Raw genomic sequence first — 15,208 nt, forward strand, 5'->3', positions numbered from 1 at the left:
TTTAGAATGAAATGATCAATTAACGATAGTTAACAAAATTATTTATTTATCTGCGTAATCACTGTTTTTAATATACTGCAAAACAGTAGACATTTTATCTACATTACGCATTTGGAATACTAGCATGACGAATTCCTCCTTCTAAATGACAAATATCTTTGATTTCAACTCCAACTTCCGCCACCCAGTATACTAAAATTTCAAACGATATGCCATCAATATATCTATACCATACTTGATAATTTTACTTTACAATAGGAACAAATGTTCGTATAATAACTTCAAGGAAGTGACGATTATGAGTAATTTCGACTACTCATTGGAACCTTTACGAGATATTTTGTTAATTGACGCCAAATCTTTTTACGCCTCTTGTGAATGTGTTGCCCTAGGAAAGCACCCGCTTCAAACAATGCTGGTCGTCATGTCAACTACTGACAACACAGGGAACGGATTAGTCTTGGCAGCCTCTCCTCTAGCGAAAAAAATCTTAGGCATTTCCAATGTAACAAGAGCTGATGACGTACCGGATCATCCGGACTTGATAAGAGTAAATCCCCGCATGAACTATTACATAGAAGAAAATATCAAAATCAACAATATTTTCAGAAAGTATGTTGCCGATGAAGATTTGTTTATCTACAGTATTGACGAATCTATTTTAGATATAACCAGAACCCTAAATTTATTTTTTCCGGATAAAACTTTGACCCGACGTCAAAAACGCTGGAAATTCGCCCGGATGATCCAATTAGCCGTAAAAAATAAAACCGGTATTTACTTGACTGTCGGCATCGGAGACAATCCCCTTCTTGCCAAACTCGCTCTGGATAATGAAAGCAAACATTCAAAGACTTTTATCTCTGAGTGGCGTTATGAAGATGTGGAAAACAAAGTTTGGAAAATTAATCCCATGACCGACTTCTGGGGTATCGGCCGAAGAATGGAAAAACGTTTTTCAAAAATGGGGATAGCTAGTATCAAAGAGCTGGCAAATGCCGACCCTAACGTGTTAAGTGAAGAATTTGGTGTCATGGGATTGCAATATTACCATCATGCCAACGGAATTGACCGAACCATCTTATCTGATACTGCACCTATCGTAAAAGAAAAATCATACGGCAACAGTCAAGTATTGCATCGCAATTATTATATTCAAGCTGAAATAGAAACTGTAATCAAAGAAATGGCGGAGCAAGTTGCAGCCCGTATCCGAAGACATGGTTTTCAAACAAGCTGTATCAATCTTTATATTGGCTTTTCATATCATGAGAAAAAGGCAGGATTTTCCCATCAAATGAAAATTCCTGCAACCGATTCGACTAAAAAACTGTCAGATTTAATTATCCTCCTATTTCGCAAGCATTACCATGGAGAGTCCGTCAGACACGTTGGGGTGACCTACTCAAAATTAACTGACACCAAGCAGATACAGATGAATTTATTTGAACCTTATGAGGAATTAATAAAAAATGAAAATCTTGACAGAATCATTGACAGAATCAGAAAAAAATACGGTTTCACTGCCATTGTTCATGCAGATAGCCTAAGTGACGGGGCCAGAAGCATTGCTAGAAGCGACTTGGTCGGCGGACATCATGGCGGCGGAGCAGGAGGTCTTGACGGATTATGAAACCAGAATATCGAAATATTCTGCGCAACTACCAAGATAGAAAAAAAATGAAGTGGGCAGGATTTTATTTGTCTGATCATACGGCGCGTATTGATAAAGATACCGCGGCACATTATCCTGTTTGTTTAAAAAAAGAACGTATGGGTGCCGTTGAAATTGACCAAATTCTTTCGGAAGCTAAAATCAAAGATTTAACCGTATGTATTCAAAAAGAAGAAATAGATTTAGAACACTCTCAACTTTCTAATATTGAAGGGAAAATCAGCGGCTATGACGAAGCCGGTATTTTTATTGGCGATAAAAAAATATTCTACGAACAGATAAGGCATGTGGCAATTACTGACAGCAGAAAATGGTCGGCTCTTTAGCTTTGCCTTCAAACTAAAAAAACCGATAAAATCTTAAGATTTTATCGGTTTTTTGATTACCCCAATGCTCTGACATAAGCATCTACTGCAAATAAAGCGTCAGTCACTGCTTCTGCCGTTACTTCAAAGGGCATTTGATGCATTGTTTCCCCGTCGATGGTTGCCTGTTTTCCAACTTTTAAAAGATCCTCATAGCTCGCATCGGCAAGTTTCAATTCTGCTAAAGTTGTCGGCAAACCTAAACTCTGATAAAAACGAATATATTTATCAAGTACCTCTCTAGGTTTGTTTTCTAAAAACAGCTGGGTCAATGTCCCATAGGCAACTTTTTCTCCATGGGTCATGCTGTGAATTTCTCCATGTAAAGCTGTGAAACCATTATGAATGGCATGGGCTGCTGCCAAACCGCCGCTTTCAAATCCAATACCACTAAGCAGTGTGTTGGCTTCCACCACTGCTTCCAGTGCTTCTGTAACAACTTTTGCACGGTTCGCTTCGATTGCCTGTATGCCGAACTCAAACAATGTTGCCTCACACTTTTCAGCGATGGCTGCTGCTGCCAACGTCGGTACGCCCCCTGCCATTGTTGTTCCATTTTTTTGTAAAACAGCACTTACCTCCACTTGTGTCGCCAACGCGTCAGCAATACCGGATGCCAGCAGTCTGACAGGCGCTTTGCTGATTACTTGTGTGTCTACTAAAACAAGCTCAGGATTTTTCTTGTAAAACAAATATTTTTCAAATGCTCCCTCTTCAGAATAAATAACGGATAAGGCTGAAGTCGGTGCGTCTGTGGAAGCGATTGTCGGCAAAATCCCCACAGGTACTTCTAAATTATCTCCGATTGCTTTTGCCGCATCAATTGCTTTTCCGCCCCCGAGACCGAGGACCACGTTACAATTATTCTCAGAACCAATTTTACTGACCCGATCGATTTCTTGAATAGAGGCTTCCCCATTGAATGGCACATAGGTCACTGCAAAACCATTGCTCTTCAAATCTTCGGTAAATGACTTTCCAATAATCTCCCATACCACATCATCGCAGAGCAGCAACGGCTTTTTCCCAAGTTTTTCAATATGATGAATACCTGTTTTCAAGACACCTTTTCCTTGCACATAACGTGACGGACTTGCAAATACTTTTTCCACGATTTTTCTCCCCTTCTATTAGATAGTGATACACCCATAATGTATCACAGACTTTTTGAAATTTTAAATAAAACAAACTACATTTTCATCACATAAATTTTGCTTTTTTATTGCAAATCTGCTATTTTGGTTCCTTCACCAAAGATTGCTTCCCAGTCAGAGGTGAAATCTGCCACTGCTTTTCCGATTGCCGGCATAACCAGTGCTTGCTGAATGATATCTGTCCCCATGGTCGCAGACTGTGCCCCGTTTTCGAAAGCTGCTGTCACTTGCCCCACATTTTTAAAACTGGCTGCCAGTATTTTTGTTTTGCTGTTCGCTCGGCTGATTTGATCAGCCATCTCTCTTATCGCCTCTCTTGGATCGATATTCAGATTTTCCATCCGGTTAAAATAAGGTGCGATATAATCTGCCCCCGCCGCGATAGCCAAATAGGCTTGAAATTTAGTGTAAACTGCTGTAGCTGTCACACGGATATTTTTTTCTTTCAATGCTTTGATGACTTTTAAACCTTCTTCGTTCACCGGTACTTTAATAAAAACATCCTTGTCGATTTTTTCTAAAATTGTCTGAGCATCGGCCATCATTCCATCAAAATCAGTTGCGACTACTTGAACATGGAGAGACTTTTCGGAACCGATCACTTCTCTTATTTGTTTCATATGATTGAAAAAGTCGATTTTTCCTTCTTTTTTAACAATACTCGGATTCGATGTCACGCCTGCCAATGGTATGATTTTTTCATATTTTTTTATCTCATCAAGATTAGCTGTATCTAACATAAACTCCATTTAAGTCCCTACTTTCTATATAATCTTCTATTAACACTATAGCAAATTCTAAAAGGTAATTCTTTAATCAATGTAGGCAAAAATCGGTAACGCCTGATATAACAGCATTTATCGCTAATAGTTATAAAAGAAAGCACAAATGTGCTTTCTTTTATAAAATACTGCAGTTATTTTATTCAAGTCCATCAACAATAGCATGGATCTCATGTGTTTCAAAGCTTTCTTTAATCAGCTCAATTTCTTCATCAGACAGTGGTTCCATATCTTTTAATAGATACTCCCATCCCAAATAATCATATTTAGCTGATCCGTATTGATGAAAAGGAAGCAAATGAACCTCTCTGATATCAAGTTTCTTAAGATAGTCAATAACTTTTTCGATATTTTCCTCTGTAGCAGTATATTCGGGAATCAAAGGGATTCTCGGGGTTACTTTCACCTCTGGAAACTGCAAAGCCATTTCAAAATTATCTTTCATATTTTTCAAATTGATTCCAATCACTTTTTTTGCCTGAATCGGGTCTAATATTTTTATATCAAACAATACTTCATCAATAAATGGCAATAAAACTTCTAGGCGTTCTTTTTCAAAGCATCCTGTAGTCTCAATAGCTGTATTGATACCAAGATGATGTAATTCAGATAATACTTCTTTTGCAAAGAGATGTTGCATCAAGACTTCGCCTCCAGACAGCGTGACTCCTCCACCAGAAGTGCGATAAAAAATTTCATCTTTTAACACCTCATTAACTACATCTTCCGTAGTCTGCCACTGCCCAATCGTTTCTTTTTTTCCATTTTTAACCCATTGCACAGGTTCTACTGCTTTTCTTGATTCAGGATTGGAACACCATGGGCAAGCCAAAGGACAGCCTTTCAAAAAAATAATTGTACGAATGCCTCTGCCATCATGAATGGAATAGCGTTGAATATTAAATACTAATCCTTTTTGCATACATGTCATCATCCTTTTTAAAGTTCATGTTCTACACGAGCAATAATATCATCTTGTATTTTTTTGTTTAAATCAACAAAAAATGCACTGTAACCTGCTACGCGAACTAGCAAACCAGAATATTTTTCTGGATGTTTCTGAGCATCTAACAAAGTTTCTTTTGATTGAACATTGAATTGTACGTGTTGAATTTTCAACTTAGTAAATGCCATTAAAAAATCAGCAAATTTATTCAGCCCTTGGTGCCCTTTTAATGTATTTGGCTGAAATTTTAAATTTAGCAAACTGCCATTGACCGTCAGATAATTATCAAGTTTGCTGACAGACTTCAAAACTGCCGTAGGTCCCAAACGATCACGACCAACCATTGGCGATAATCCACCGTCCGCTAACTGTTCCCCTGCTTTTCTACCGTCTGGTGTTGCACCAACTGCTTCCCCTAATGGGATATGTGCCGAAACAGTATAAGCTCCCGGAATAAATTGCCCCTGTCGAACGTTTGTATACTTTTCTAATTCTTTCGCATAAAATCTAAAAACTTCTGCAGCAATGTCATCAACCTCATCATTATCATTGCCATACTTATCAAAATCTTGAATGACATGCTCTTGTAATGAGCTATATTTACCAGAGTAATTAGACTCCATCGCATCGACTAATTCGTCAAATGACATTTCTTTATCTTCAAAAATCATCTTCTTGACGACATAAAGTGAATCGCTCAGATTAGCTTCTCCAATCCCTTGAATCCCTGAGAAATTATATCTTGCCCCACCTTCGGTCACATCTTTTCCATTTTTTATGCAGTCATCTATTAATACAGACAGAAAAGGAGTTGGTGCGTAATGACGATGTCCTAAATCAACAATATCAGATCCCTCAGCGACTAAGCGAACATAATACTGAATTTTTTTGTGTATGTTTGCCAATAATTGTTCATAAGTGATATTCTCAGTGCCCCTCAACTCATACATGCTCAACTCCATGATACGTAATAAATTAAACAATGCTATGTCATGTAAGCCATATGTTTTTCCAGGGATACTGATTTCCACACACCCTACAGTCGCAAAATCCCTCGCATCTTCTAATGAAACACCCTTGCTCAAAAATCCTGGAATAATCACTTCGTCATTGAATAGTTGTGGGATACCTGTCCCTAAGCGTATCGTTTCACAAGTTTTTAACAAAAATTTCCTCGGGATCAACTCGTTCATACGTACGGAAAGATTGGGTTGTGGTAATAGAATTTCATGGTACAAGTCTAACATCATATAAGAAAGCGGGTTAACTGACTCCCTTCCTAAACGATCAACGCCTCCCAACACAACGGTATATCCAGTAGGGAAACCAGCAAAACACTTGGCACTGCTCTCACTTCTCAATAGAACAACATCATTTGTTTTAACATAAAAATCACCAAGGACTTCATAAAGAAACTCATCTGATACACTTTCATCTTGAGACTTTTTATAAAAAGGATACAAGTATTGATCCATACGCCCTAAGGACAGAGAAGAAGCATTTGATTCGTATTGACCGACAATACTAGTCATCCATAACAGCTGAAGAGCTTCGTAAAAAGAATCAGGTTTCTCTGTACTTAGTTTTTCACACATTTGTTTAATACCTTTTAATTCATTAGACCGATGTTCAACTGGTTCTATCTCTGCCATTTTTCCTGCCAATTCAGCATAGCGTAAGAAATGTGATTTCATTCCTTTAAAAATAATTAAACTAGCCTGGAAAAATTCGTTTTCCGGGTGTTCCTTCGATAACTCTTGTAGCAAAACGATATAATATTGAACACCTTTTTCCAGGATTGCAGGAAAGTCCATTATAATATGTCCTTGACCTTTATCAGTTTGATTCAATTTGAATACTTCATCTTTTAAAGCATCATTTATTTCATCTGTCAGTTGACCAACAATAAAATCTTTCATGGAATGATTTTCCCAGTAAGGATAAAGCTCTTCCAAATATATTTTTTTATCTTCTTCTGTAAATTCAAATTGATCTTGTGGACGAGAATGAATCGTATCCATCTCTTTAATAATCCAATAAGGATCCATCTCTGGAGAGAGAATACCAGAACGTGGACGAACAGTCCGATTACCTACTAATAATTCTCCTTCTCGGATACTGATCTCAACATTTTCCAAGATGTGTGCCACAGCTTTGGCTCTACGAATAATGACAGCTTCTCCCACTGTCTGCTTATAACTCTCAGTATATAAAAGGGCCCTTTCAAGAGAAATTTGTCTTTTATTTTTGAATAAGTTGTCTTTCATCATTTGAATTCTTGAATTCACTTTAGAAGTTGTGTTGTCTGGACGCTGATTTTTATTAATAGTAGTTATTGCCATTCCATTCATCCTTTCTTTTATATCCGTCTTTATTATAATTGTAACAACAACCTAATTCCATGTTTTCCTTTGATTTAGTTCAAATTAAACGTTTTTAAGTAGAAAGTCCCAAATATATTGGACTTGTTATTGGAATTTATGCTAGAATAAATCAAAAAACAATACTTACCATAGTAGTAAAAGGAGTAACAAATGAAAGCTGATGAAATTATTAAACGTCGCAATGAGATTTCTAATATTATCCACCAACAAAAAACTGTTAAAGTCAGTGAGTTGGTCAAGCTCTTTGGAGTTTCTGATGAAACAGTCCGAAAAGACTTGACCCATCTAGAAAAAGAAGGAATTCTAAAAAAAAAATATGGCGGTGCTGAATTAATTCCCCAAAAGGAACTAACACCTGTTTTTTACCGCACACCTGATAACCTTGATTTAAAATCCCCTTTAATCGATGCAGCAAGTCAATTAATAGATGAAAATATATCAAGTATCGGTATTGATCAAGGAAGTACTATGGCTTTATTGGCTAACCATTTAAATGCATTCACTCAAAAAGAAATTTTTACCAGCTCGCTCGCTGCAATCTTGGAGCTAGTTCACAGTAAGCATAATCTCTATTGTTTTGGAGGAAAGTATTCTGACAATGATATGTCATTTCAAAATAATACTACTGCAGAGATTTTCCCTAATATCCAATTAGATCTGTGCTTTTTGGGATCTAGCGGCGTTAAAAATAGAAAAGGTTTTTGTACTTCTTCCTTGGTAGATGCAGAAATAAAAAGAAAATTATTAAACAAATCGACCAAAAGAATAGTCATCCTTGATAGAACAAAATTTGATTCCAGCTCACTAGTAGAAGTCGCTAGTTGGCAAGAAATAGACTTAGTGATTAGTAATAAAGGAATTCCAATTGATTATGAAAAAATGATTCGGGCACAAACTAAATTATTATTAGTATAAACGAAAGCACGTAAGACAAATGGCTGATAAAATTATCCATAAGTTTTACGTGCCTGTTTTTATTTTATCTCGCGAAACTATAAAATTTCAATTTCCAAATCAAAATCTACTTCATTAGTCGACGTCGAATCTATATCAACTTGTTCTTTAATATTCTTCTTCAATAAGATAACAATCAGCGCAGTGACACCTGAACCGACAATAGTGGCAACCATATACATAATAGGGTTTTGAGCAACAGGAGCAACAATCCATCCCCCCCATGGAGCAGGATTGCCAGCACCAAGTAGAATTGCAGTCGCTGAACCGATTGCACTCCCTATAATATTAGCTGGAATCACCCGAATCGGATCAGCCGCAGCAAAAGGAATAGCCCCCTCTGAAATACCAACCAAGCCCATTATTATAGCTGCTTTCCCAGAATTTTTCTCTTCGACCGTGAATTTTTTAGGTGCAATTATAGTGGCCAATCCCATTGCAAGTGGCGGGACGCAAATCGCAACACCGATGCCTCCCATAATTGCTAAAGCTGTCTCTGACGGCAGTCCCGTCACAGAGTCAATGGTACCTACCATCGCCGAACCGAAACCAAAGGCAACTTTATTAATTGGTCCCCCCATATCTGATCCAATCATGGCGCCTAAAACCAATCCTAACAAAACTAAATTCCCAGTACCCATTGATTCTAAGGCATTGGTCATAATGTTCATTAAGGATGCAATTGGTTTTCCTATGATAAAATACATGATGCCCCCCACAATTGTTGTCCCAAGAAGAGGAATAACAAATATTGGCATCAAAGAGCGTAGACTAGATGGCAATTTTATTTTTTTGATATAGCTTACAACGATACCTGCTAAGATACCAGAAATAATCCCGCCGATAAATCCTGCTCCGATGCTATTAGCAATCATCCCACCGATAATCCCCGGTGCAATCCCTGGTCTGTCTGCCATGGAAAAAGAAATATACCCTGACAGTATCGGTACCATCAATCCTAATCCTGTCACACCAATAGTTGCCATCCCTCCCAAAATGCCTGCTTCAGGAACTGAAGCAGTACCTGAGAAAAGTACACTCAATGCTAAAAGAATACCTCCTGCTACTACAAAAGGAATCATATAGGAAACACCCGTCATCAAGTGCTTTCTAATATCTTTCAATAAATCCATCATTTTGATCACCTTTCATTTCTAATTTATTAACCTAACTTTTCAATCAATTTCTTTACAATAGCATCTGCTTTATTAATGCAATCCCCGGCACTGACTCTTACAACAGGCTTTCCTTTGAATCTTTCTTCATTTTTAATTCCAATATTGTTTGTTAAAATAATTGCATCTGCTTCTTCAATCCATTCACGTGTCAACTCGTTTTCAATGCCAATTGAACCTTGTGTCTCAACCTTAATTTCCACATTATTATTCTTTGCCGCTACTTCTAAACTTTCTGCTGCCAAATACGTGTGGGCTACTCCAGACGGACATGCTGTAACTGCTGCTAATTTCATTTGACTCTCTCCTTTATTTTATTTAGTTAAAGTACTTGCTAGTGTATCAGTAATCATTTCAACAAGTGCCTGCTCATCTTCAAGAGTTTCCAGCTGATTTCTAAAATCTTCATGAATTAATTTTCTTGAAAGTGCAGCAATAATTCTCAAATGTTCATCCCCTTTACAAACATCTGGAACTGCTAAAAGAAAAACAATCTTCACTGGTTCCCCATCCAAACTATTCCATTCTATCGGAGATTTTAACCTTGCAAATGCAACTGTACATGAAGTTACGTGTTCACACTTGCCATGTGGGATTGCAATTCCAAAACCAATACCTGTCGATGTTAACTCTTCCCTTTCCATAACACTATCTATGTATCCATCAAAATTTAAAATTCTTCCAGCATAGTCAATCCTTTCTCCTAAGCGCATCACGACTTCTTTTACATTTGATGCTTCAAGGTTTAAATCCACCAATTCTTTTGTTATTATTTCCATTATCTTCGACCCCTTTTTAAAATAATGAGTTTATCAACTACTTTGGGAATAAGATCCCTTCCAATCATCCGATCTAACTCCAACAATTTTGTTGGAATTGGTAATAATTAGTTGATTTATCTTAAGGTAATCTTCTCAATTTTTATTTATTTTCACAACATGTTTTTTTGACAAAAAAAATAATAACGCTGTCATCCCTTTGTCAACAACACATTGAGCAATGTTTATAAAATATGATTTCAAAAAAACAGCACAAATGTGCTGTTTTAAATAAAAATAAACCTTTAAAATTCCAAGTTTTTTCGTTGCTAAATTGGATTATCTATAAAAATGTACTTATGTTATATTTTAAAGTCATAGCATCAACCCCTAAACTAGCTAACGTTCACACAACTCAGCATAACCCGTATCTTTTTCCAGCCTTAATAACTCCAGCATAGTTTCCTGATCTGAAATAAGACAATTGATATACTTCCCTTTTAAAATCGAAGCAATAGCCCGTGCCTTTACCTTACCTCGTGCAATACCCACAGACAGAGGAACCTCCGCCAATTCTTCCAGAGACAGTCCGATAGTTCGATCATCTAAGTCTCCCTTTAAAATTTTTCCGTCATTGTCAAAAAAACGGCAGCAACAATCCCCCACAGCTTCTCTCAACTTTAAATCTTCAAAATCTTTAGCAGTCAGCAAGTCGCGCCATTGACTTTTTTTATAACTTAATTGACCGCCTATGCCAACAAAAGCCACATCCAGATGCTCCCACCTGTCCTTTAGTTCACGAAAATATTTTGAGCCTACAATTCCCTCTTTTAATAATTTCGTTTCTTGAACTACCGTAGCATTGATAAATAAACTTTCTCCTTCAAATCTCCTCGATAACTCATACACCAAAGTATTCACATGGAAATTAGCGTTGATATGGCTGGGCCCGCCCACTATGGGAACAATCGTCGCATTTTTATCATATTTGCCATTAATTTTATCAATAGCACGCCAAAGAGTGGCTCCCCAGGACAGTCCCACCACATCGTCAGTTTTAATATTTTTCTTCATAAATTCCCCGGCAGCTGATGCCAGTTTTTCTTCTTTTTCTTCAGTTGAATCAGATTCCTCAGAGGGAACCAGTTCAACCTGCTTTAAACCATATTTTTCCTTTAGATAGGACTCCAGTAAAAATAATTCTTCCCCGTAATCAACTATTTTGATTTTTACGATGCCTTCTTTTTTGGCCTGAGAAATCATCCGGCTGACAGTCGTTCGATAAATGCCCAATATTTTAGCGATTTCCGCTTGTGTTTTTTCTTCAATAAAATAAAGATAGGATACCTTTGCCAGTTGTTTCCTTTTTTCATCAAACATGATTGCCCCCGCTCTCTTTTTTAATAAGATTTTACCATCCATCAGACAGATATTTATTCAAAATATAAAAGGACATAGAACCATTTGATTAAACCATCAATGATTTCCTGTCCCTTCATAAAAACACAACATGTCTTTTTCATTAGCCGCAACATTTTTTGAAAATTAAAACATTCTTACACAGTGACCACACTGATATTTTTTTCCTCAAGAAATTGTTTGGCAGCCGCTGGAATAGCCTTGTCTGTATAAACTTTAGCAACTTCATCAAACTCAAACTCGGTAATCACACCTTTTTTGTGGAACTTGCTGGAATCAGTCAACAAGATGGTGTTATCAGCGTGTTCCGCCATAACTCTTGCTGTGTCGCATCTAGTGATATCACTCCCGGTAAAGCCTCGCTTTAAATCAAAACCATCCACACCAACAAATAATTTATTTACGTGGAAATTTTCTATGACCAGCTTGATTAAAGGACCCACGTTCACTTGAGAATCTTTTTGATGTTCGCCGCCCAAAAGAATAATTTTAACGCTCTCCGATTTTCGGATGTAGGAAGCAATGAAACTAGAGTTAGTGATAATCGTCACGTCCGCTTTATTAAAAGCCAGCTCTTCGGCTAAAAGTGCACAAGTAGATCCGGATTCAATCATCACAACTTCCCCGTCAGAAATACTTTCCGCAGCTTTTCTTGCTATTTTTGATTTCAAGTCATAATTTTTTGCCAGACGATAGTTAATGTCTGCTTCATTATTCAATAAAGCGTAGCCGTGCTCACGATGAAGAATTCCGCGTGCTTCTAATTTATCTAAGTCTTTCCTAATGGTTACTTTCGAAACTTTTAGGAGCTCTGCTAATTGATTGACCTCAATCTTTTTTTCTTTACTTACTAATGAAATAATCTCTTCTTCTCTTGACATGGTAACCTCCTTACAATCAACATTTTATCATATTTTTGCTTGTAACTCAATTGCCGACTTGTTTCTTTCGAAACTTTTAAAGTTGCGTTTGAAACAAACTGTGATATAATAATTTACGAGGGGGTTTACTACGATGACTAAAAAAGCATGTATTTTCAATATTCAAAAATTTAGTATTCACGATGGACCTGGCATCCGCACGGTCGTTTTTTTCAAGGGTTGTCCGTTAAGATGTTATTGGTGTTCAAATCCAGAATCCCAACTGGGAACACCTGAAGAAATGTGGGACAATCAAAAGAAAAAAAATACTGTCGTGGGTGAATTTAAAACAGTCGATGACATTGTTGCCGAAGTAATGAAAGATGAACCTTTTTATCAAGAATCAAATGGCGGTGTCACCTTATCAGGAGGTGAAGTCCTCTATCAAGCAGAGTTTGCAATCGACCTTTTGAAAGAACTGAAAAAAAGAGGCATCCATACTGCTTGCGAAACAACCGGTTTTGCAAAAGAAGATGTATTCCGGGAATTTATCAAGCATCTTGATTTGATTTTCTTTGATGTGAAACACTATAATTCCAAAAGACATCGTGACGGTACAGGTGTCCCAAATGAACTGATTCTGAACAATCTGAAAATTGCTCTTTCCGAGCATCCTAATGTTGTTGTGCGCGTTCCGGTAATCCCTTTTTACAATGACAGCCTGGATGATGCAAAAGGCTTTGCAAAATTATTTACCGATATGGGAATTACTTCAGTGGAACTATTGCCTTTTCACCAGTTTGGCGAAAAAAAATATACCTATCTAAATCGTGATTACAAATTGCAAGATATCCCTCAACTTCATACAGAAGACTTGGATGATTACCAAAAAATCATATCGTCCTCAAATATTAACTGCAACGTTCAGTAAATCCATATTGCTTAGAAAATAAATTTATAAATTAAAAATCCCATGAAATCAACGTTTTAGAAAAGTGATTTCATGGGATTTTATGTATTTTAAGACTTTTAGGTCAGCCTAACTGATTTAATAAATCTATTTAGTGCTGATTTGATAAGTGTGAGAAACTTTTTCATAAATAAGCTGTTTTTTCTTAAATAGCATATTAACTACAACGTGGGTAGTAAATAATAGTGCATAACTGGCAAAAAGCAATGCCAAATAGTAAAAAGTCTCCAGCTGTTCATCAGGGACTGTTCCGGTGGCACTTAAAATCTGCGGCAGTAAATAAAAAAGAAGAAAACAATTCAAACCAAATAGCAGTTGACGTTTTAACAAGGCCTTCTTGGAAATATCTTGACCGTCTTCGGAGATGATTTTAAGATTGATGATTTTTTTCCCTATGGTTTGACCTTTAAAAAGTGTCAGCGGGACAAAGTAATAATAAACCACGAGGATGATTAGCGTAATTAAATCATTAGAAATGAAAAAGCCGAGAAAAGAATGGGTAAAATTAATAATCCACCCCACGAGAATCCAATCTACGATAAAAGCCACTAAACGACGCAAGTAAGTAACTTGGTGCTTGGACTTGTCTTTTAAAGTCATCTCTATCTCTGAGTCCTTCGGGAAAAACATTCTGAAAAACGGTGTCAGCCAATAGCCAATGGCACCGCCCAATGTATTTAAAAATAAATCATCCACATCAAATAACCGGTAAGGCCGAGGATAAATACCATAGAGCCCGCTTAATTGTGTCAATTCAAAAAACAAGGAAAGCAAAAAAGAAAAAAAGATTGTTTGCTTTAAATTTCTTTTGAATCCGTAACGCAAGTAAACCCCAAATGGCAGTGTCAAAAAGACATTGAACAAAGGCTGAATCAATACAGATTGTTTTAAAGCTAGAAAATAAGTGCTTAAATCAAACGGACACCAAACCGTATGGGCAGCAAACTCTCTGACAAATGCAAAAGGCTGGAGATTGTATGTAGGCAAAGTCGATTCAGCTACCTGATTGATATCTGGCAAAGGTAGAATCACCAGAAAATATGCTGCCAGCAAATATAAAATAAAACTGTAAATAACCACAGCGAACCATCTGAGAAAAACCCCATATTTGTGATAATGATAAATTAATATCGGCAATGACAGCAGCAACGCAACAAATGGAAAGCTGATGACCGCAATTTTAACCGGCTCAATGTAAGCACTCATTCTTTTCCCTCTTTTGACTAAATTTTCTCTAAAATATCCGTTTGGTCTCTCTTCGAACAACAATCTAAAAAACAACTATCATCCAAGAACAACGATGATAGTTAAGGCTGCTTCCTTTAATCTTCTTCAATTTCCCTCTGGTAATGCTCTTCCAATATTTTCATAGATTCGATCAATCTATCCTTGCCTTTATTTTTCAGCAAGTCCAAATCTCCCTCTAAAATCTCTAAATATTGCTCATGTAATTCTTTTGCCAATTTTTTGCCATTATCAGTGAGCAGCAAAAAATAAAGTCGTTTATCTTCCCCGGACTGAGATTTTTCAATCAGATCCAGTTCCCCAAGATTTTTCAAAATACGGCTAGTATAGCTTTTATCCAAATCCAACCGGACTTCAATGTCTCTGGCCGTTAATTGGTCAGATTCATTCAACTCAAGCATCACCTTTATTTCATTAAAACTTAATTGCTTATTGGACATTTTCTTTTCAATAGTGTTTAGATAATTAGAAAAAATACGAATGAAAGAACTAATCTGCTTGCCATCTTGTTCCTTGGACAT

At 36.8% G+C, this 15,208-nt stretch carries 16 protein-coding genes; 4 read left to right on the forward strand and 12 right to left on the reverse strand.

Annotation, left to right across the window (positions count from 1 at the left end; genetic code table 11):
- Positions 1 to 42 precede the first annotated feature (42 nt).
- Positions 43 to 126, reverse strand: coding sequence for a 23S rRNA methyltransferase attenuation leader peptide (locus AC4PHI_RS07960; protein WP_492201562.1), 84 nt, complete (start codon positions 124 to 126; stop codon positions 43 to 45).
- A gap of 172 nt (positions 127 to 298) precedes the next feature.
- Here AC4PHI_RS07960 and AC4PHI_RS07965 point away from each other — a divergent pair, with 172 nt between their 5' ends.
- Both AC4PHI_RS07965 and AC4PHI_RS07970 read left to right on the forward strand, forming a co-directional pair.
- Complete coding sequence (locus AC4PHI_RS07965; protein ID WP_492199385.1) at positions 299 to 1,633, forward strand: Y-family DNA polymerase; 1,335 nt, start codon at positions 299 to 301, stop codon at positions 1,631 to 1,633.
- The gene (locus tag AC4PHI_RS07970; RefSeq protein ID WP_492199386.1) at positions 1,630 to 2,001 is read left to right on the forward strand and encodes a hypothetical protein; all 372 of its coding nucleotides are present in this window, start codon (positions 1,630 to 1,632) and stop codon (positions 1,999 to 2,001) included. The genes AC4PHI_RS07965 and AC4PHI_RS07970 overlap by 4 nt, the downstream gene beginning before the upstream one ends.
- Before the next feature lie 56 nt (positions 2,002 to 2,057).
- On the opposite strand, the gene AC4PHI_RS07975 is transcribed toward AC4PHI_RS07970, so the two are convergent.
- The 4 genes from AC4PHI_RS07975 to AC4PHI_RS07990 form a co-directional block, all read right to left on the reverse strand.
- Positions 2,058 to 3,152, reverse strand: coding sequence for a glycerol dehydrogenase (locus AC4PHI_RS07975; protein ID WP_492199387.1), 1,095 nt, complete (start codon positions 3,150 to 3,152; stop codon positions 2,058 to 2,060).
- Positions 3,153 to 3,259: 107 nt separating this feature from the next.
- A complete protein-coding gene (locus AC4PHI_RS07980; protein ID WP_492199388.1) occupies positions 3,260 to 3,943 on the reverse strand; it encodes a fructose-6-phosphate aldolase in 684 nt (227 codons plus the stop codon).
- A gap of 172 nt (positions 3,944 to 4,115) precedes the next feature.
- Positions 4,116 to 4,898, reverse strand: coding sequence for a glycyl-radical enzyme activating protein (locus AC4PHI_RS07985; protein WP_492199389.1), 783 nt, complete (start codon positions 4,896 to 4,898; stop codon positions 4,116 to 4,118).
- A gap of 17 nt (positions 4,899 to 4,915) precedes the next feature.
- Positions 4,916 to 7,264, reverse strand: coding sequence for a formate C-acetyltransferase (locus AC4PHI_RS07990; protein ID WP_492201563.1), 2,349 nt, complete (start codon positions 7,262 to 7,264; stop codon positions 4,916 to 4,918).
- Positions 7,265 to 7,456: 192 nt separating this feature from the next.
- On the opposite strand from AC4PHI_RS07990, the gene AC4PHI_RS07995 reads away from it, so the two are divergent.
- Positions 7,457 to 8,221 carry a DeoR/GlpR family DNA-binding transcription regulator gene (locus AC4PHI_RS07995; RefSeq protein ID WP_492199390.1) on the forward strand — a complete coding sequence of 255 codons (765 nt, stop codon included), beginning with the start codon at positions 7,457 to 7,459 and terminating at the stop codon, positions 8,219 to 8,221.
- Between the two features lie 77 nt (positions 8,222 to 8,298).
- Here the strand turns inward: AC4PHI_RS07995 and AC4PHI_RS08000 are convergent, their stop codons facing one another.
- From AC4PHI_RS08000 to AC4PHI_RS08020, 5 genes are all read right to left on the reverse strand, one after another.
- On the reverse strand, positions 8,299 to 9,396 hold the full coding sequence (locus tag AC4PHI_RS08000; protein ID WP_492199391.1) for a PTS fructose transporter subunit EIIC: 1,098 nt from the start codon (positions 9,394 to 9,396) through the stop codon (positions 8,299 to 8,301).
- Positions 9,397 to 9,422: 26 nt separating this feature from the next.
- On the reverse strand, positions 9,423 to 9,731 hold the full coding sequence (locus tag AC4PHI_RS08005; RefSeq protein WP_492199392.1) for a PTS fructose-like transporter subunit IIB: 309 nt from the start codon (positions 9,729 to 9,731) through the stop codon (positions 9,423 to 9,425).
- A gap of 18 nt (positions 9,732 to 9,749) precedes the next feature.
- Positions 9,750 to 10,214 (reverse strand): PTS sugar transporter subunit IIA, encoded by a 465-nt coding sequence (locus AC4PHI_RS08010; RefSeq protein ID WP_492199393.1) that lies wholly within the window; start codon positions 10,212 to 10,214, stop codon positions 9,750 to 9,752.
- 378 nt (positions 10,215 to 10,592) lie between these two features.
- Positions 10,593 to 11,573, reverse strand: coding sequence for a sugar-binding transcriptional regulator (locus AC4PHI_RS08015; protein WP_492199394.1), 981 nt, complete (start codon positions 11,571 to 11,573; stop codon positions 10,593 to 10,595).
- 176 nt (positions 11,574 to 11,749) lie between these two features.
- On the reverse strand, positions 11,750 to 12,493 hold the full coding sequence (locus AC4PHI_RS08020; RefSeq protein WP_492199395.1) for a DeoR/GlpR family DNA-binding transcription regulator: 744 nt from the start codon (positions 12,491 to 12,493) through the stop codon (positions 11,750 to 11,752).
- A 133-nt stretch (positions 12,494 to 12,626) separates the two neighbouring features.
- Here AC4PHI_RS08020 and AC4PHI_RS08025 point away from each other — a divergent pair, with 133 nt between their 5' ends.
- Positions 12,627 to 13,403, forward strand: a complete 777-nt coding sequence (locus tag AC4PHI_RS08025; RefSeq protein ID WP_492199396.1) for a glycyl-radical enzyme activating protein — start codon at positions 12,627 to 12,629, stop codon at positions 13,401 to 13,403.
- A gap of 126 nt (positions 13,404 to 13,529) precedes the next feature.
- Here AC4PHI_RS08025 and AC4PHI_RS08030 read toward each other — a convergent pair whose 3' ends face one another.
- Positions 13,530 to 14,648 carry a VanZ family protein gene (locus AC4PHI_RS08030; protein ID WP_492199397.1) on the reverse strand — a complete coding sequence of 373 codons (1,119 nt, stop codon included), beginning with the start codon at positions 14,646 to 14,648 and terminating at the stop codon, positions 13,530 to 13,532.
- A gap of 116 nt (positions 14,649 to 14,764) precedes the next feature.
- The gene (locus AC4PHI_RS08035) at positions 14,765 to 15,208 is read right to left on the reverse strand and encodes a MarR family winged helix-turn-helix transcriptional regulator (protein WP_492199398.1); all 444 of its coding nucleotides are present in this window, start codon (positions 15,206 to 15,208) and stop codon (positions 14,765 to 14,767) included.

Source organism: Vagococcus sp. QWL-13 (genome assembly GCF_058683555.1).